Origin of the sequence: Labrenzia sp. 011 (assembly GCF_003075075.1) — a bacterium.
In the GTDB taxonomy this organism is placed as follows: domain Bacteria; phylum Pseudomonadota; class Alphaproteobacteria; order Rhizobiales; family Stappiaceae; genus Roseibium.
This window is the reverse complement of record NZ_QCYM01000025.1, coordinates 21078-37882: the sequence shown is the minus strand read 5'-3', so window position 1 is coordinate 37882 and position 16805 is coordinate 21078. Positions and strand designations below refer to the sequence as shown.

At 62.4% G+C, this 16805-nt stretch carries 15 protein-coding genes, 1 tRNA gene and 1 riboswitch; of the genes, 8 read left to right on the top strand and 8 right to left on the bottom strand.

Going from position 1 to position 16805, the window contains the following annotated elements:
• Positions 1-384: 384 nt before the first annotated feature.
• Positions 385-2601, top strand: a complete 2217-nt coding sequence (locus DCO57_RS19775) for an NADP-dependent isocitrate dehydrogenase (RefSeq protein ID WP_116700641.1) — start codon at positions 385-387, stop codon at positions 2599-2601.
• Between the two features lie 69 nt (positions 2602-2670).
• On the opposite strand, the gene DCO57_RS19770 is transcribed toward DCO57_RS19775, so the two are convergent.
• Positions 2671-3492, bottom strand: coding sequence for an alpha/beta hydrolase (locus DCO57_RS19770; protein WP_116700671.1), 822 nt, complete (start codon positions 3490-3492; stop codon positions 2671-2673).
• Positions 3493-3740: 248 nt separating this feature from the next.
• On the opposite strand from DCO57_RS19770, the gene DCO57_RS19765 reads away from it, so the two are divergent.
• Positions 3741-4238, top strand: coding sequence for a MarR family transcriptional regulator (locus tag DCO57_RS19765; RefSeq protein ID WP_116700640.1), 498 nt, complete (start codon positions 3741-3743; stop codon positions 4236-4238).
• 113 nt (positions 4239-4351) lie between these two features.
• Here the strand turns inward: DCO57_RS19765 and DCO57_RS19760 are convergent, their stop codons facing one another.
• Positions 4352-5032 carry an energy-coupling factor ABC transporter permease gene (locus tag DCO57_RS19760; RefSeq protein ID WP_116700639.1) on the bottom strand — a complete coding sequence of 227 codons (681 nt, stop codon included), beginning with the start codon at positions 5030-5032 and terminating at the stop codon, positions 4352-4354.
• Between the two features lie 54 nt (positions 5033-5086).
• Positions 5087-5299: riboswitch (cobalamin riboswitch) on the bottom strand.
• A 279-nt stretch (positions 5300-5578) separates the two neighbouring features.
• Between DCO57_RS19760 and DCO57_RS19755 the strand changes: the two genes are divergently transcribed.
• The 3 genes from DCO57_RS19755 (at position 5579) to DCO57_RS19745 (ending at position 8597) form a co-directional block, all read left to right on the top strand.
• The gene (locus tag DCO57_RS19755; RefSeq protein WP_208978054.1) at positions 5579-6094 is read left to right on the top strand and encodes an Rrf2 family transcriptional regulator; all 516 of its coding nucleotides are present in this window, start codon (positions 5579-5581) and stop codon (positions 6092-6094) included.
• Positions 6095-6167: 73 nt separating this feature from the next.
• Positions 6168-7385 carry an NADP-dependent isocitrate dehydrogenase gene (locus DCO57_RS19750; protein WP_116700638.1) on the top strand — a complete coding sequence of 406 codons (1218 nt, stop codon included), beginning with the start codon at positions 6168-6170 and terminating at the stop codon, positions 7383-7385.
• Positions 7386-7958: 573 nt separating this feature from the next.
• Entirely contained in the window at positions 7959-8597 is a 639-nt protein-coding gene (locus tag DCO57_RS19745) for a glutathione S-transferase family protein (RefSeq protein WP_116700637.1), read from the top strand.
• Here the strand turns inward: DCO57_RS19745 and DCO57_RS19740 are convergent.
• Together DCO57_RS19740 and DCO57_RS23610 are read right to left on the bottom strand one after the other, a co-directional pair.
• Entirely contained in the window at positions 8594-9304 is a 711-nt protein-coding gene (locus DCO57_RS19740; protein ID WP_116700636.1) for an aspartate/glutamate racemase family protein, read from the bottom strand. The two genes, DCO57_RS19745 and DCO57_RS19740, sit on opposite strands and share 4 nt — an antisense overlap.
• Positions 9301-9513, bottom strand: coding sequence for a hypothetical protein (locus DCO57_RS23610; protein ID WP_165814792.1), 213 nt, complete (start codon positions 9511-9513; stop codon positions 9301-9303). Before DCO57_RS23610 ends, DCO57_RS19740 begins: the two co-directional genes overlap by 4 nt.
• 5 nt (positions 9514-9518) lie before the next feature.
• Between DCO57_RS23610 and DCO57_RS19735 the strand changes: the two genes are divergently transcribed.
• Positions 9519-9926 (top strand): hypothetical protein, encoded by a 408-nt coding sequence (locus tag DCO57_RS19735; protein ID WP_208978053.1) that lies wholly within the window; start codon positions 9519-9521, stop codon positions 9924-9926.
• Here the strand turns inward: DCO57_RS19735 and DCO57_RS19730 are convergent.
• The 3 genes from DCO57_RS19730 to DCO57_RS23600 form a co-directional block, all read right to left on the bottom strand.
• Positions 9923-11233: a cyclic nucleotide-gated ion channel gene (locus DCO57_RS19730; protein WP_208978052.1), complete on the bottom strand. Its 1311-nt coding sequence runs from the start codon at positions 11231-11233 to the stop codon at positions 9923-9925. The genes DCO57_RS19735 and DCO57_RS19730 overlap by 4 nt on opposite strands.
• A gap of 183 nt (positions 11234-11416) precedes the next feature.
• Entirely contained in the window at positions 11417-11824 is a 408-nt protein-coding gene (locus DCO57_RS23605; RefSeq protein ID WP_244287983.1) for a DHHA1 domain-containing protein, read from the bottom strand.
• Positions 11779-11860 (bottom strand) — tRNA-OTHER (locus tag DCO57_RS23600). Before DCO57_RS23600 ends, DCO57_RS23605 begins: the two co-directional genes overlap by 46 nt.
• 9 nt (positions 11861-11869) lie before the next feature.
• Here DCO57_RS23600 and DCO57_RS23965 point away from each other — a divergent pair.
• Complete coding sequence (locus DCO57_RS23965) at positions 11870-14143, top strand: hypothetical protein (protein WP_244287981.1); 2274 nt, start codon at positions 11870-11872, stop codon at positions 14141-14143.
• A gap of 282 nt (positions 14144-14425) precedes the next feature.
• Here DCO57_RS23965 and recA read toward each other — a convergent pair whose 3' ends face one another.
• A complete protein-coding gene (gene recA, locus DCO57_RS19720; protein WP_116700634.1) occupies positions 14426-15508 on the bottom strand; it encodes a recombinase RecA in 1083 nt (360 codons plus the stop codon).
• A 369-nt stretch (positions 15509-15877) separates the two neighbouring features.
• Between recA and DCO57_RS19715 the strand changes: the two genes are divergently transcribed.
• Entirely contained in the window at positions 15878-16801 is a 924-nt protein-coding gene (locus DCO57_RS19715; protein WP_116700633.1) for a PfkB family carbohydrate kinase, read from the top strand.
• Positions 16802-16805 lie beyond the last annotated feature (4 nt).

Below are 16805 nucleotides of genomic sequence, written 5' to 3'. Positions count from 1 at the left end.
ATGGTTTGAAGCGGCCAGGCCTTCATCAGGGAGCGAAAGCGCAGGAAATGTGGTTCATTTTCAAGCCCTTCGCGACGCAGAGGAGGACCAGTTCGGTCAAATCCGAAGGACATGGAAATGGCATCACTGCGTGTCGTCAACCGTGCTTGACCGGGCGGGAAGCCCGCTCCGCGCACGCTTCCTGACGGGACTCGCCATTTCCCACGCCATTTCGTCTTCAGTTATGAGGTCACGCCCTGGAACTTTCCGGGACGGGCCGCCTCCGACTTCCGGAGGGCTGGCAATTGATTGCGTACAATTGTATACGCATCTCGAAATGCCATCCGGAGCGTCCGATAACCGCTCCACAGAACAATGCATCCAACGCGAGGAAATGGGAGAGTCATGGCCGACATCATCTACACCAGGGTCGACGAGGCACCGGAACTGGCAAGCGCCTCGTTCCTGCCGATCATCCGTTCCTTCACCAAGGCAGCCGGCCTGACCATCGGCACGAAGGATATTTCCCTTGCCGGCCGCATCCTGGCGAATTTCCCCGAGTATCTGACCCCCGAGCAGAAACAGGCGGACGATCTGGCCGAACTCGGTGCGCTGGTCAAGAAGCCCGAGGCGAATGTCATCAAGCTGCCGAACATTTCCGCATCCCAGCCGCAGCTGAACGCGGCGATCAAGGAACTGCAGGCCCAGGGCTACAAGCTGCCGGACTACCCTTCCGAGCCGCAAACGGACGAGGAAAAGACCGTCAAGGCGAAATACGACGCCATCAAGGGATCCGCCGTGAACCCGGTTCTGCGGGAAGGCAATTCCGACCGTCGCGCACCGAAAGCCGTCAAGGAATACGCCCGCAAGAACCCGCACCGCATGGGCGCGTGGCTGCCGACCTCCAAGACACATGTCGCCACCATGGAAGCGGACGATTTCCGCGCCAACGAGAAATCCGTCACCGTTCCGGCCGCTTCCGCCGGAACCGCCCGGATCGAATTTGTTGCCGCCGGCACGGATCCGGTCATCCTGAAGAAGGATTTCGAGCTTGAGGAAGGCGACGTCGTCGACGGAACCTTCATGAGCGCGAAAGCCGTTTCCGCTTTCCTGGAAAAGGAAATCCGTGACGCCAGGGATCAGGGCGTGCTGTTTTCCCTGCATCTGAAGGCCACCATGATGAAGGTGTCCGACCCGATTATCTTCGGCCTTTGCGTCAGGGTGTTCCTGAAGGACGTCTTCGACAAATATGCGGACAAATTCGCCGAACTCGGCGTCAATCCGGATCTCGGCATCGGCGATCTGGAAGCCAAGGTCGCGACCCTTCCCGACGCAGAGGCGAAGCCCATCCTGGCCGACATCAAGGCGGCTCTCGACAACGGCCCGGCCCTCTACATGGTGAACTCCGACAAGGGGCTTACCAATCTGCACGTCTCCTCCGACGTCATCATCGACGCCTCCATGCCCGCCCTGATCCGCGCCGGCGGCAAGGGCTGGGGTCCGGACGGCAAGGAAGCCGACGCGAAATGCGTCATCCCGGACAGCTCCTACGCGGGCGTTTATGCCGCCGTGATCGATTTCTGCCGCGAAAACGGCGCCCTCGACCCGGCCAAGATGGGCACCGTGCCGAATGTCGGCCTGATGGCCCAGAAGGCCGAGGAATACGGATCCCATCCGCAGACCTTCAAGGCACCGGCGGACGGCACCATCCGCATCGTCGATCAGGCCGGCAACACCCTGATCGAACACACGGTCGAGGAAGGCGATATCTGGCGCGCCTGCCGCACCAAGGACGCCCCGGTCCGCGACTGGGTCAAGCTCGGCGTCACTCGTGCGCGCCTTTCGGGCATGCCGGGTATTTTCTGGCTGGACAAGAACCGCGCCCACGACGCGGAACTGATCAAGAAGGTCGAAGCCTATCTGCCCGAACATGACACGAGCGGTCTCGACCTGAAGATCATGGCACCGGAAGACGCCGCCCGGTTCACCACCGAGCGGATCGCCCGCGGCGAGGACACGATTTCCATCACCGGTAACGTGCTGCGCGACTACCTGACGGATCTCTATCCGATCCTGGAAGTCGGCACCTCCGCAAAGATGCTCTCCATCGTTCCGCTGATGAACGGCGGCGGCCTGTTCGAAACCGGGGCCGGCGGCTCCGCTCCCAAGCACGTCCAGCAGCTCATCGAGGAAAACTATCTGCGCTGGGACTCCCTTGGCGAATTCTGCGCCCTCGGAGCCTCCCTGGAACATCTCGCCAACACCCGGGGCAACACCAAGGCGGCAATCCTGGCCGAAACCCTGGACGGGGCGGTTGAAAAGCTGCTCGACAACGACAAGTCCCCGTCCCGCAAGGTCGGAGGCCTCGACAACCGCGGCAGCCATTTCTACGTCGCTCTCTACTGGGCCGAGGCCCTGGCCGCCCAGGACAAGGACGCGGAGCTGAAAGCCTATTTCGCTCCGATCGCCGAGGCGCTTCGCAGCAACGAGCAGACCATCGTCGGCGAACTGAACAGCGTTCAGGGATCACCCGCCGATCTCGGGGGCTATTACCACGCTCCGCAGCAAAAGGTCGCCGCCGCCATGCGTCCGAGTGCGACGCTGAACGGCATCATCGGCTGATCCGTCAGAAAAGCCAAAACGGCAAAAGGGCGGCTCCGGGCCGCCCTTTTTTGTTTTCACCAGAAGGCCTCAGCCCCGGATGAAGGCCAGAACGTCTTTGTTGAACTCTTCCGCCTGAAGCTGCGCCAGGCCGTGGCTGCCATCCGGATAGATCTTCAGGGTCGCGTCGGAGACGATCTCGGCCGCCCGGTGGGCGGAGGCCTTGATAGGAACGATCTGATCGTCCCCCCCGTGGACGATCAGAGTCGGCCGGGCAATCGCCTTGAGGTCGGCCGTATAGTCCACTTCGGAGAATTCGTGGATCGAGTCGTACTGACCCTTGATCCCGCCCGCCATGCCCTGCAGCCAGAAGCTCTCGCGCAGCCCCTCGTTGGTTTCCACGCCCTCGCGGTTGAAGCCATAGAAGGGGATTGTCAGATCCTTGAAGAACTGCGAACGGTTATAGGCCGTCCCCTGGCGAATGCCATTGAAGACCTCCAGCGGCGTTCCATCCGGATTGTCCGCTGTCTTCAGCATCAGGGGAGGAACTGCCCCAACCAGAACAACCTTCGCCACCCGGTCATTGCCATGTCGCCCCACATAGTGGGCAACCTCACCGCCACCGGTCGAATGGCCGATCAGGATGACGTCGCGCAGGTCGAGACGCTCGATCAGTTCGGCCAGGTCATCGGCATAACGGTCCATGTTGTTGTTGTCCCAGGGCTGGCTGGAGCGGCCGTGTCCGCGCCGGTCATGAGCGACGACCCGGAAGCCGTTCTGTCCGAAAAACAGCATCTGCGCGTCCCAGGCGTCGGCCGAGAGCGGCCAGCCGTGCGAGAAGACGATCGGCTGTCCCTGGCCCCAGTCCTTGTAGAAGATCTCTGTGCCGTCCGAAGTCGTGAAGGTCGTCATTTTCAAGTTCTCCTGTTTTGAAAGATCCGTCGACACCCCGAAAGCCGGGGTCATCATCATTCCGAGCCCGAGAGCGCCACCACCGAGCAACGCCTGGCGGCGGCTGACATCCGGCCATTCTGTCTTGTTTCCCATCAGGCCATTCCTTTTTACCTCGCGAACGATTAACTCGTGCACGATTGATATGCGCGCATGCACCCCGGTTGTCAATGCTTGCCCCGAGAAAAAAATCTGCTTAGGAACGGAACATGTCTGATCAGCAAAACCCGCGCGAAGCCGCCGGAGCGGCAAATGCCGCCACACAACAAGGCCCGGATACGGAGCTGGACGACTTCATCTGTTTTGCGGTCTACGAGTCCAACCTGGCCTTCAACAATCTTTATCGATCATTGCTGGGGGATATCGGGCTGACCTATCCGCAATATTTGGTCATGACCCTGCTGTGGCGGCGCGACGGGCGCACCGTCAGGGAGATCGGCGACGCCCTCAGTCTGGAATACAACACGCTGACCCCGATGCTTAAACGTCTGGAGACCCTGGGCCTGGTGTCGCGCGTGCGGGACGAGCAGGATCAGCGCGTTGTCAACGTCACATTGACGGCGGAAGGAACAGCTCTCCAGAAGAAGGCCCAGGCGATACCGCAATGCATTGCCGAGGCCACCGGGCTTTCCCTAACGGAACTGAAGGACCTGAAAGCCAGACTCGACACATTGCGCGCGAATTTGCGCAATGGCGGCCAGGAATAGTTCCGCCTCAGCCGACCGCCTGCTGATATCGCCGGAGCGCCGGATCAAACAAGCAGACACAAAAAGGGCGGCCCGATGGCCGCCCCTTCCGGTTTCGAATAAAGCCGTGGAACCTAGACGGCGGCCTCGTGCAGCCGGGCGTTGAAGGCCATGTTTCTGGTGAAGGGCGCCAGGGTCTTGGCGGCAGCCAGAACGGCGAGATCCGCCAGCGGCTCACCAATGACCACAAGCATATAGGCCGCGCCGAAGGCTCCGACCGAGACCATGTTCTCCGCACCGAAGCCCTGGCCGTAGAAGGCCCAGAAAGCGACCCAGGCAACGACACCGCCCTGATAGGTGGTCGAAAGGGCCAGAGCCTGGGCATAGGACACGTCCACATAGGCTGTCTTCTGCGGGATGAGCTTCGTGGCCACGGCGCCAACGGCCCACAGCGGCACGATCAGCGTGGTGACGTTGATGCCGTATTGCGGCAGGTCGAACGGCGCGAACAGCAGGCCCTGCAACAGCAGGCCTGCGGCCAGACCGATGGCCGCCGGCCCGGCCCCGAACATCAGGAACAGCGTCGAGCCGAGGATGAAGTGGACTTCCGAAACGCCGACCGGATAATGCGGCAGCAGTTCGAAGAAGGAAAACACCAGAAGCGTGGTGATCACCGAGCGCACGGCAAGGCTCGCCACGCCGCTCTTGCGGATGGTATCGAGCGCCATTTTGCCCAGAAGGCCGAAGGACGCCACGGCCGTGCCGTAGCTGAGAAGGGTCTTGGCACCGTCAACGACACCGGGTTCGATATGCATGTCTGTCTCCTTTGCGCACCCTCCGTGCGCGAACAGGGTTTCTGATTGGCTTTTCGCGAAAAGCCTTCGGATGGCAGGTCTCCTGGCTCGCGGGTCTCCGCTCTGCCCGCCTTCCCAGCCAAAAGGCCAGTGGCTGAAGGGCATCGCTCACCGCTTACAGTTGCGGGGGCAGCCACGGTATTGGTCCCTGTTGGGTACGCCGCACCGTGTTCCCATTTGATCCGCCGTCACGCTTGTTCAGGCAGAACCATCTCACAGACTAGATTTGCAGCGATTGCCGCGGGACTGCAAGCGAATTCTCGCCAATTTCTGTCGTGAATTCGCAGCCGCCGCGCCTGCCTGCGAACGGACCTGCCCTTTCAGGGAAAAGACGCCACTTGCGACGGGGCTCGATGGAGGGTCCCGACACTCAGTCCGCCGCCTCGCCATCCCCTCGCCTTTTCGCGCAACCTCGGGTACAGATCCGGCGTTTCCCTATCAGGGTCAGGGTATCATCGACCCTGGCGCACAGCGGAAGACCGGAATGGCAAACGCGGAGACAGGAAATTGCGCACCGACAGCCGTCTGCTGCCCGTGCTTCATGTGCTTTTGCTCCTGGCGCGGGCGGAAGAACCGGTAACGTCAGAGCAGATCGGCAGGATGCTCAATACCAATCCGTCCCTGGTCCGCCGCACCATGGCGGGTCTGCGCGAGGCGGGCTTCGTCGGCTCCGCCCGGGGGCATGGCGGCGGCTGGGTTCTGGAAAAGCCGCTCACCGAAATCCCCCTCGCCGACGTCTATGCCGCCCTCGACTCAGTGGAACTTCTCTCTCTCGGCCGCTCCGAAGACACACCCGCCTGCCTGCTGGAACGCGCCGCCTACGCAACCACCGGCAGGGCCCTTGAGGCGGCGCGGGCAATGTTCCAGGCCGAACGGGAACGGGTGAAACCCCATGCTCATGAGATCGGGGACCATAGGGGAAAAAGTAGCGGCAAGGCCCCGATTGTCAGCGGACAACAGAATTCCGCCCCTTGCCTGAGAAACCTTCATTGTATACAAGCGCACACAATAATATTCTGCTAAAGCATCTCTCCAGAGAGTTGCAACTGCTGCACATCCCCATCCATTCAATCAATGAACACGAGGCCAAACTCCCATGGCAAAGATCAAAGTCGATAATCCGGTTGTCGAACTCGATGGCGACGAGATGACCCGGATCATCTGGCAGCTTATCAAGGACAAGCTGATCCATCCCTATCTCGACGTCGACCTGCTGTACTACGACCTGTCGATCGAGAAGCGCGACGAGACCGATGACCAGATCACCGTCGATGCGGCCAATGCGATCAAGGAACACGGCGTCGGCATCAAATGCGCCACCATCACGCCGGACGAGGCCCGGGTCGAGGAATTCGGCCTGAAACGCATGTACCGCTCCCCCAACGGCACGATCCGCAACATTCTCGGCGGCGTCATCTTCCGCGAACCGATCATCATGCAGAACGTGCCGCGCCTGGTGCCCGGCTGGACCCAGCCGATCATCGTCGGCCGCCATGCCTTCGGCGACCAGTACCGCGCCACGGATTTCCGCTTTCCGGGCAAGGGCAAGCTGACCATCACCTTTACCGGCGAGGATGGTGAAGTGATCGAGCGCGAGGTCTATGACGCGCCCTCCGCCGGCGTCGCGATGGCCATGTACAACCTCGACGATTCGATCCGCGACTTCGCCCGCGCGTCGCTCAACTATGCCCTGCAGCGTGCGGTGCCCTGTTACCTGTCCACGAAGAACACCATCCTGAAAGCCTATGACGGCCGCTTCAAGGATATCTTCGAGGAAATCTACGAGGCCGAGTTCAAGGACAAATACGCAGAAGCCGGCATCTGGTACGAGCACCGCCTGATCGACGACATGGTCGCCTCCTCCCTGAAATGGTCCGGCGGCTACGTCTGGGCCTGCAAGAACTATGACGGCGACGTCCAGTCCGACACAGTTGCCCAGGGCTTCGGCTCCCTTGGCCTGATGACCTCGGTTCTGATGAGCCCGGATGGCCAGACCGTCGAGGCGGAAGCCGCGCATGGTACCGTCACCCGCCACTATCGCCAGCACCAGAAGGGCGAGAGCACATCCACCAACTCCATTGCCTCGATCTTCGCCTGGACGCGGGGCCTCGCCCACCGGGCCAAACTCGACGGCAACGACAAGCTGGCCAGTTTCGCCAAGACCCTGGAAAGCGTCTGCATCAAGACCGTGGAATCCGGCTATATGACCAAGGATCTGGCCCTGCTCGTCGGCCCGGACCAGTCCTGGCTGACCACCACCGGCTTCCTCGACAAGATCGAGGAAAATCTGGCCAAGGCCATGAACGAAAAATAAGGACGGCGGATGCAGGCGCCAGGGACCATCTCCCGGTCCCGGCGTCTGCTGATCTTCAGGCGCCCTTGCGCAATACCCAGCCAAGTGCTGCGCCGAGGTTCACTCGCAGCCAGCGATGCCCACCATCACAGGCGTTTGCGGAGCAGCCCCCCGGCCCCTCCTCCGGACCTCCCCGGCCAAGCGGAGCGCAGAACCGGGGTCCACGCGTTTCCGGAGCAGGTTGATGCTCCCCTGCCCCTTCTGACGAAAGCGGTACCGCGAGTAGCCCCAGGGCGAGGACGCGCTTCCGGAGCATGACCGGAACCGGCGGAGCTTCCCCGGAGACGAGCGGCTGGTTCGCGGGGATGCCGGACTTGCATGTTTGCGCAATCATGGCCTTTCCGCATGGAAATGATTCCAACCGCAAGCAAGTTGCTCTACGCTCCCGGTTGTCCGGGAACCGAGCAGAAGCCGGGTGCCGACAATCGGAAAGCTGAGGACGCCGCGGGCCGGACCGGTCGATCTTCCCCCCGGGAAGGGCTGGCGCCTCACCGAGGCAAACCACAGGCTTCGTCTCTTCAGGCTGGACGCACGATGATTGATCTTTATGGAGCGGATTATTCGGTTTACGTGCGCGCCGTCCGGCTGGCACTTGCGCAAAAGGGTGTCCCCTGCCGGCTGCACCCGATTGACGTCTTCGCGCCGCAAGGACCACCCGACGACTATCTCGACCTGCACCCGTTCGGCAGGATTCCGGCTTTGAGGCACGGCGACTTTGCCCTCCATGAAACCACCGCCATCCTGCGCTATGTGGACGAGGCCTTTGACGGCCCATCCCTGCAGCCCGACACGCCCCGGGACCGCGCCCGCATGACGCAGATCCAGTCGATCCTCGATTCCTACGCCTATCGTACCCTTGTCTGGGACATCTATGTGGAACGGGTGGTCAAACCCCGCGATGGCGGGGTGTCCGACGAGGTCGGGATCTCCTGCGCCCTTGGCCCGGCGCGAAAGGTCGTCGCAGCGCTCGAAACCCTGGCCGGGCCGGGGCCGTTCCTGTCCGGCGCCCAGCCGACCCTCGCCGATTGCCATGCCGCGCCGATGCTCGCGCTGTTTCACAAGGCGGAGGAAGGCGCGCTGCTGCTCAGGGCCGCCCCCCGGCTCACCGCCTGGCTGGACGTCGTCAAGTCATGGGCGGCATTTCAGGCAACGGAACCGGCGACGCGGACCTAACCCTGGCTGGCCTGCGCACCAAGCGCGAAATCAAGCGCCGCCTTCGCATGCAGCTCTGTGGTATCAAAGGCCGGTATCGCGAAATCCTCGGCCGAGGCCAGCAGACCGATTTCCGTGCAGCCGAAAATGACCCCGTCCGCGCCCGCAGCTGCTTCCTTCGCGACCACCTCCAGAAAAGTCGCCTTGGAATCGGCCCAGATTTCGCCGCGACAGAGTTCCTCATAGATGATCCGGTGGATCTCCTCCCGGTCGTCCGGCCCCGGCACCCGGACCTCGACACCATGCGCCGCCTTCAGGTGTCCCTTGTAGAAATCCTGCTCCATCGTGTAGGCGGTTGCGAGCAGAAGCGGTGCCTTGCAGCCTGCCTCCAGGATAGCCGGCGCGGTGGCATCGGCAATATGAATCAGCGGAATGGAAACCGCCGCCTGCACCTCCCCGGCCATCTTGTGCATCGTATTGGTGCAGATCACCAGGCACTGCGCGCCGCCGCGCTCCAGGTTGCGGGCCGCTTCGACCATCATGTCCGTTGCCTTGCCCCAGTCCCCTGCTGCCTGGGCAGCCTCGATCTCGGCAAAATCGAACGACCACAGCAGACATTTGACCGAATGCAGCCCGCCGAGCCGTTCACGCGCCATGCGGTTGAGCATCTGGTAGTAGACGGCGGTGCTCTCCCAGCTCATGCCGCCCAGCAGTCCGATGATTTTCATGTTACGTTTTCCTGACCATGGTCGAACACGCTTCGCTTCAACGGACCGACAGCCGGAATCGATTGAAGGCCGTGAAGCCGGTCGACTATAAGGAACCGGACATCCAGGCTGCGTTCAATCGGACGCGGAAAACACCAACGGGCCGACAATGATTGAATCATTTTCTCAAGAGAGACGCTTTTTTCTTTATTCGCAATACCTTGCAGCATTTTTCTTGAGCGCGCTCCTGCTGGTCGCCGCCCCTGTGGTCGCACGCGCCCAGGGCGTGCACGAACCGGCGCGCGGCACCGCTGAACGCAGCGAACTGCTCAATGCGGTGCGCCCCATGGTGGAGGCCCGCCTCGGTCCGCCGGTCGAATTCGTTGTCAACTGGATGCGTTCCGGCCATGGCTGGGCCTTTGTCCAGCTCAGCCCCCAGCGGCCGGGCGGCGGCGCCATAGACATCGCGCGCACCACATTTGCCAATGACGCTGAATATATGGGCGGGCTGGTGACCTACGCGCTGCTCCGGCATCAGTACGGCCGCTGGAATCTGGTGGATTTCGTCATCGGGCCGACGGATGTCTTCTGGCAGGGGGATCCGCTCTACGCCCAGTTGCCCCCCGGTCTCACCCCCCATTAGGAGCCGGCATCACCGGACGGATCCTTGTCCGGTTTCCCGGTCTCCTTCTCTTCATTGTCGGTGAAGAGTTCCGGCTCCTCGCGCGCCTTGTCCATCGACGCATACACACCGGCCTGCTGCAGTTCTTCCTCGGCAAGCTCGCCAAGAATCTTCTTGCCTGCGCGGGCCCGGGTCTTTGCCTCGTCCATGATCTTCTTGGCAAGCCCCTCGTCCAGATCCATGAGGCGTTGCAGGGCGCCTGCCTCCAGCACCAGCAGCTGGCTGTCCTGGCAGGCGACAATGGTCGCGGTTCGCCGGGTCTGGTTGATCAGCGCCAGCTCGCCGAAGAAGCTTCCCTCGCCGAGATAGACCGTTTCATGCGGCAGCCTGATCTCCACCTCGCCGTCGAAAATGAAGAACATCCGGTCGGCAACCGCCCCTTTCTCGGCAATCGTTTCGCCCTTGCGCACATTGTGCGCCTGCAGGAGCTTGGAGACCTCGGCGATTTCCGTCGCCTTCAGGTCCTCGAACAGGGGAACCCGAGCGACCATCGACCAGGTGACGACGAAATCCCGGCTGTGAATTTCCCGGGCAAAGGCTGAGGCAATGATGCCCACCGGCAGCGCGATGAGGCCATATCCCAGCATCATGACCAGACTGGCGACCATCTTTCCCAGGTTGCTCACAGGCACGACGTCGCCATAACCGACAGTGGTGACGGTGGTGATCGCCCAATACATTCCATGCAGGATGCTGCGGAATTTTTCCGGCTGATGTTCGTGTTCGATCAGATACATGACCGTCGCCGAGAGCAGAACCACCCCTAAGATGATCATGGTCGAACCGAGCAACGCCTTCCTCTCCCCGACCACGGCCGAAATGAGCGAGCGCAGGGCCGGCGAATAGCGCGCGAGTTTCAGAAAACGCAGCAGTCGCAGGATGACGACGACGGTGATTGCCTGGTTCGGCAGAAACAGCACGAAGAGCAGCGGCAGCGCACCCAGCAGGTCGACGATCGCATCCGGATGCAGGGCATATCGCACGCGGGACCAGAGGGGACCGAACCGGCGCAACGGCGGATGCAGGTCGGCGACATAGATGCGCAGGATATATTCGATCAGGAATATGACGCCGCAACCGAGCTGTATGAACCTGAGACGCGAGGCAAGGGGTTCGCGGACCTCCGGCACCGTTTCCAGAACGGCCAGCACGATATTGCCGATGATCAGGGCGACAAGGGTCTTGCGCAGAATACGCGCGGCCACCTTCCGCGAGCCCGTATCCTCCAGCACTTCGAAAAGCACCTGCTTGACGTCCTGGACCTGCACTGCGCGTCTCCGCCCTTCATGAGTCATTGCATGAATAGCCGAAGAAAGGCAAAGGACAAAATCGCCAGCCGGGCGGCAGCCCGGTGTCACGACCTCGATCCATCCGCTTTCCCGGGCCTTCATGCGGATACGGGCAGGCCGGCCGACTTGAAGGAGCCGGGGCCACGCGACCGCGATGCTGTCCTACAGACCGGCCAGATGCGCCTCGATGGCGGAAATCGCGACATCGGCCCTGGCGCCATCGGGACCGCCGGCCTGGGCCATGTCAGGCCGACCGCCGCCGCCGCGTCCACCAAGAGCTTCAGATCCGATGCGCACGAGATCCACCGCGCTGACCGCTTCGGTCAGATCCTTGGTAACGGCGGTCACGATTGCCGCCTTGCCATCATCGGCCACACTGATCAGCACGACCACACCGGAACCGAGCTGGGTCTTGGCCTCGTCGGCCATGCCCTTCAGATCCTTGGGGTTGATGCCCTCGACTGTGCGGGCCATCAGCTTGAACCGGCCAGCGTCCTTTACCGGCGCGCCCTCGCCGCTGCCACCGCCCATGGCCAGTTTCTTTCTGGCATCCGCCAGTTCCTTTTCCAACCGCCGGCGCTCTTCCACCAGTTGCGCGACACGGGCGGGAGCCTCGTGCGCACTGCTCTTCAGGATGCCCGCGATTTCACGCACGCGCTTGTCTTGCGCATCGAGATAGGCGCGGGCCTCGGCTCCGGTGAGAGCCTCGATCCGGCGGACACCGGCAGCGACAGCGCTTTCCGATACCAAGGTCACGAGACCGATATCCCCGGTGCGCTTCACATGTGTGCCACCGCACAGTTCCAGCGAATAGGGCTTGCCGGCCTTGTCGCCATGAAGTGCCGTGCCCATGGAGACAACACGGACCTCGTCACCGTATTTCTCGCCGAAAAGCGCCATGGCCCCGGCCTCGATGGCATCGTCCACCGCCATCAGGCGGGTTTCCACCGGCGCGTTCTGCAGGACGATCTCGTTGGCGATGGTCTCGACCCTGGCCAGTTCCTCGTCGCTCACCGGCTTGGGATGGGAGAAATCGAAGCGCAGCCGCTCCGGCGAAACCAGGGAGCCTTTCTGCGCCACATGGGTGCCAAGCACCTCGCGCAGGGCCTCATGCACCAGGTGGGTGGCGGAATGGTTGGAGCGCACGGCGCCGCGCCGGGCGTGATCCACCTTCAACTCCAGTGCAAGGCCGGGAACCAGTTCACCCTCTTCCACGGTAACGCAATGCACGAACAGGCCGTCGGCCTTCTTCTGGGTGTTGGTGACGCTGACCGTCACGCCGGCGCCCAGCATCTGCCCGGTGTCGCCCACCTGACCGCCGCTTTCGCCATAAAAGGGTGTCTGGTTGAGAATGACGAAACCGCTCTCGCCCGCCGACAATTTGTCGATTTCCCTGTCGTCGGCGGCAAGCGCCGCGACAACGCCCTCGGCGGTTTCGGTCTCATAACCGAGAAAATCCGTCGCCCCGTGCTTTTCCTTCAGCGCGAACCACACCGCTTCCGTCGCCGCACTGCCCGAACCGGACCAGGCCGCACGGGCCTCGGCCTTCTGCCGCTCCATGGCCGCGTCGAAGCCTTCCGTGTCGACGGTGATGTCGCGGGCACGCAAAGCGTCCTGGGTCAGATCGAGCGGAAAGCCGAAGGTGTCGTAAAGTTTGAAGGCGGTTTCCCCGTCGAGCCGGCCACCGGCGGACAGGTCCTCGGTCGCACTGTCGAGCAGGCCCAGTCCGCGCTCCAGGGTCTTGCGGAAACGGGTTTCCTCCAGCTTCAGCGTCTCGGTGATCAGCGCCTCTGCGCGGACCAGCTCCGGATAGGCGCGGCCCATTTCCCGCACCAGCGCCGGCACCAGCCGGTGCATCAGCGGTTCGGCGGCCCCCAGCAGGTGAGCATGGCGCATGCCGCGGCGCATGATCCGGCGCAGCACGTAACCGCGCCCTTCATTGGAGGGCAGCACGCCGTCGGCGATCAGGAAACTGGTGGAGCGCAGGTGATCGGCAATCACCCTGTGGCTGGCCAGCGCGCTGCCGCTGGCGTCCACGCCGGTCTCGTGTTCGGAGGCGGAAATCAGTGCCCTGAACAGATCGATATCATAATTGTTGTGCACGCCCTGCAGCACGGTCGCCAGCCGCTCTATGCCCATGCCGGTGTCGATGGACGGCCGTGGCAGATCGAGGCGCGCTTCCGGCGTCTGCTCGTATTGCATGAAGACCAGGTTCCAGATCTCGATGAACCGGTCACCGTCTTCGTCCGCCGATCCCGGAGGGCCGCCCCAGATGTGCTCGCCATGGTCATAGAAGATCTCCGAACACGGACCGCAGGGCCCCGTGTCGCCCATCGACCAGAAATTGTCCGATGTCGGAATGCGGATGATCCGGTCGTCGCTCAGACCGGCGATCTTCTTCCAGTAGTCCGCCGCCTCGGTGTCTTCCGAATAGACCGTGACCAGCAGCCGGTCGGCCGGCAGGCCGAATTCCCGGGTAATCAGGTTCCAGGCCAGCTCGATAGCCCGGTCCTTGAAATAGTCGCCGAAGGAGAAGTTGCCGAGCATTTCGAAGAACGTATGGTGGCGGGCGGTGTACCCAACATTGTCCAGATCATTGTGCTTGCCGCCTGCGCGGACCACCTTCTGCGCGGTGGTCGCCCGGGAATAGGGCCGTTTTTCCAGACCGGTGAAAACATTCTTGAACTGGTTCATGCCCGCGTTCGCGAACATCAGCGTCGGGTCGTTGCGCGGGACCAGCGGTCCGGACTCGACCACCTCGTGATCGTTTTTCTTGAAATAGTCCAGAAAGGTCGATCGGATTTCATTTACGCCGGTCATTCGGGTCTCGCATCGGTCCGGCACCGCTCCGCGGGCCTGTTAACAGTCTTGTGCGGCTGGATAACCTGAACTGGATCCGCGCCGGAACAGCCTTTTAACTTTGACCTCCAACCCTGTCCAGCGGTTGCGCGCCCCTATGCGTGCCGAAACCGCTGGCAAGACCGGTACATCGTCATCCATCCGCGATGGAGCCTGAAAAGCAAAAGCCCCCTTCCGGCAGACGGAAGAGGGCCCTTGAAGGCGCTGTCATGGTGATGCTAAGCGCGGCGCGGAACATGTGCTGCCATCTGCCCGGCCTGAACAGGACGGACCCGCACCATCGAAAGACCGTCTGAAACCGGGGATCTCCCCTTATTCAGCGATACCCTCCGCATCATTTTCCGCGACAGCATCGGGATCGATGATCGCTTCTGCGATCAGCCCGGCATTCTGCCGAACGGCAAGTTCGATCTCATCGGCGATCTCGGGGTTGTCCTTCAGGAACTGTTTGGCATTTTCACGCCCCTGCCCCAGTCGCTGGCTGTTGTAGGAGAACCAGGCTCCGGATTTTTCAACGATATTGCCCTTGACGCCCAGGTCGATCAGCTCGCCGGTCTTGGAAATGCCCTCGCCGTAGATGATGTCGAATTCCACCTGACGGAAAGGCGGCGCCAGCTTGTTCTTGACCACCTTCACGCGGGTCTGGTTGCCGACCACCTCGTCCTTGTCCTTGATCGCGCCGATGCGGCGGATGTCGAGACGGACGGAGGCATAGAACTTCAGCGCATTGCCGCCGGTCGTGGTTTCCGGCGAGCCGAACATCACGCCGATCTTCATGCGGATCTGGTTGATGAAGATCACCATGCATTTCGACTTGGAAATCGACGCGGTGAGCTTGCGCAGCGCCTGGCTCATCAGCCGTGCCTGCATGCCCGGCAGGCTGTCGCCCATTTCCCCTTCCAGCTCCGCCTTGGGGGTCAGGGCCGCAACGGAGTCGACGACCAGAACGTCGATCGCGCCCGACCGCACGAGCGTGTCGGCGATCTCGAGCGCCTGCTCTCCGGTGTCGGGCTGCGAAATCAGGAGGTTGTCGATATCAACACCGAGCTTGCGTGCATAGATCGGATCCAGCGCATGTTCGGCATCGATGAACGCGCAGATGCCACCGGGCTTCTGGGCCTCGGCGACCACATGCAGCGACAGCGTGGTTTTACCGGAAGATTCCGGACCATAAATCTCCACGACACGACCGCGCGGCAACCCGCCGATCCCCAGCGCGATATCCAGGCCCAGCGACCCGGTCGACACCGACTGGACCTCAACGACCTGCCCCTGGCCCATCTTCATGATGGACCCCTTGCCGAAGGCTCTGTCAATCTGGCTGAGCGCTGCTTCGAGCGCCTTGTTCTTATCCATCTGGCTGCTTTCTACGAGACGAAGTGTACTTTGCGACATGGCTCACGCTCCTTATTCCACGATGGACGCGGCGTTTCAATGAAAGCCTTTGTACACTTTTTGTTCTCATTTGACAATACGATCAAACCGATTGGTATCAAAATAGAAATGATCTTTTGTTTCCAATATGTTCTCATTTCTCAACCCAAAATTGACGCTACGTAAGAAGAGAAGGGGAACATCCGCCTGTTCCTCCCCCGCAGGAGAATCACCTTCTCGCCACGCGAGCGGTTGCCGCCTGCCCATCGATCTGCTAGCTCGCTTCGCAGACCACGGAGCAGGTGCCAAGCGGTGCCCCCCGTCAATGCCCCGGGCTTCCGTGGTGCGAAACGCCAGCCGCGGAACGCTTCCGCCAGGAAATGCCAGACGATGTCTTCCTCTTCAGCCCGGCCGGTGATCTCGATCGGCGCGATCCATCTCGACACGATCGCCCATGCCACCCGCACCGTTCGCCGCGAAACCTCGACGCCGGCGGCATTCAGCTCAAACCCCGGGGGCGTGGCCGCCAATATTGCCCGCGCCCTGTGCCGGCTCGGCATCGACACCAGCCTCGTGGGTGCCCTGGGCGACGACAGCGCCGCCCGGATGCTCACCGGCCGGCTGACCGGCGAAGGACTCACGCTGGCCTGCGTCACGCGGCCCGCAATGGCGACCGGCCAGTATCTGGCGCTGCACGATCCCGACGGGTCCCTGGCTGCCGCCTGTGTCGACGACCGGATACTCTCCGAAGCGCCCGCGGACCTTTTCGACCAGATCCTCGAGGAGCTGATGGCCCGCGCGCCGCGCGAGACACTGTGGTTTCTGGATGCCAACCTGCCGGAACGGATGCTGGTAAGGGTGGCCGCAATGCTGGACGGGCGGCGGATGATCGCCAACGCGGTGTCCGAGGCCAAGGCCTCCCGGCTGACACCCGTTCTCGCAAGCCTTGATTGCCTTCTTCTCAACCGCGGCGAAGCGGCGGCCCTCACCGGTCTTTCCGGGGACGCGCCGCAGGAAACGCTTGCCGATGCCCTTTCCGGCACCGGACTTCACAGCTGGGTCCTGACGGGCGGAAGGGACGACATTCTGGTCGCCCGGGCCGGGAGCCTGACCCGCTTTACCCCGCCCGCGGTCGATATCGTCGATGTGACCGGCGCCGGCGATGCCCTCGCCGCCGGAACCCTTGCGGCTCTGGCGCGCGGATACGCCCTTGCCGAAGCCGTCCCCTTCGGCCTTGCGGCCGCATCGCTGACCTTGCGCGCGACGGGAGCCCTTGCCGCGAATCTTTCCTGGGATGCCCTCAACGATATTTGACCTA

Excerpts from the sequence above, each read along its gene's own strand:
- DCO57_RS23610 (WP_165814792.1), bottom strand. The coding sequence starts at position 9,513 with ATGCTGCAAGGTATTGCGAATAAAGAAAAAAGCGTCTCTCTTGAGAAA.
- DCO57_RS19745 (WP_116700637.1), top strand. The coding sequence starts at position 7,959 with ATGATTGATCTTTATGGAGCGGATTATTCGGTTTACGTGCGCGCCGTC.
- DCO57_RS19770 (WP_116700671.1), bottom strand. The coding sequence starts at position 3,492 with ATGACGACCTTCACGACTTCGGACGGCACAGAGATCTTCTACAAGGAC.
- recA (WP_116700634.1), bottom strand. The coding sequence starts at position 15,508 with ATGTCGCAAAGTACACTTCGTCTCGTAGAAAGCAGCCAGATGGATAAG.
- DCO57_RS19765 (WP_116700640.1), top strand. The coding sequence starts at position 3,741 with ATGTCTGATCAGCAAAACCCGCGCGAAGCCGCCGGAGCGGCAAATGCC.
- DCO57_RS19750 (WP_116700638.1), top strand. The coding sequence starts at position 6,168 with ATGGCAAAGATCAAAGTCGATAATCCGGTTGTCGAACTCGATGGCGAC.
- DCO57_RS19775 (WP_116700641.1), top strand. The coding sequence starts at position 385 with ATGGCCGACATCATCTACACCAGGGTCGACGAGGCACCGGAACTGGCA.
- DCO57_RS19715 (WP_116700633.1), top strand. The coding sequence starts at position 15,878 with ATGTCTTCCTCTTCAGCCCGGCCGGTGATCTCGATCGGCGCGATCCAT.
- DCO57_RS19740 (WP_116700636.1), bottom strand. The coding sequence starts at position 9,304 with ATGAAAATCATCGGACTGCTGGGCGGCATGAGCTGGGAGAGCACCGCC.
- DCO57_RS19760 (WP_116700639.1), bottom strand. The coding sequence starts at position 5,032 with ATGCATATCGAACCCGGTGTCGTTGACGGTGCCAAGACCCTTCTCAGC.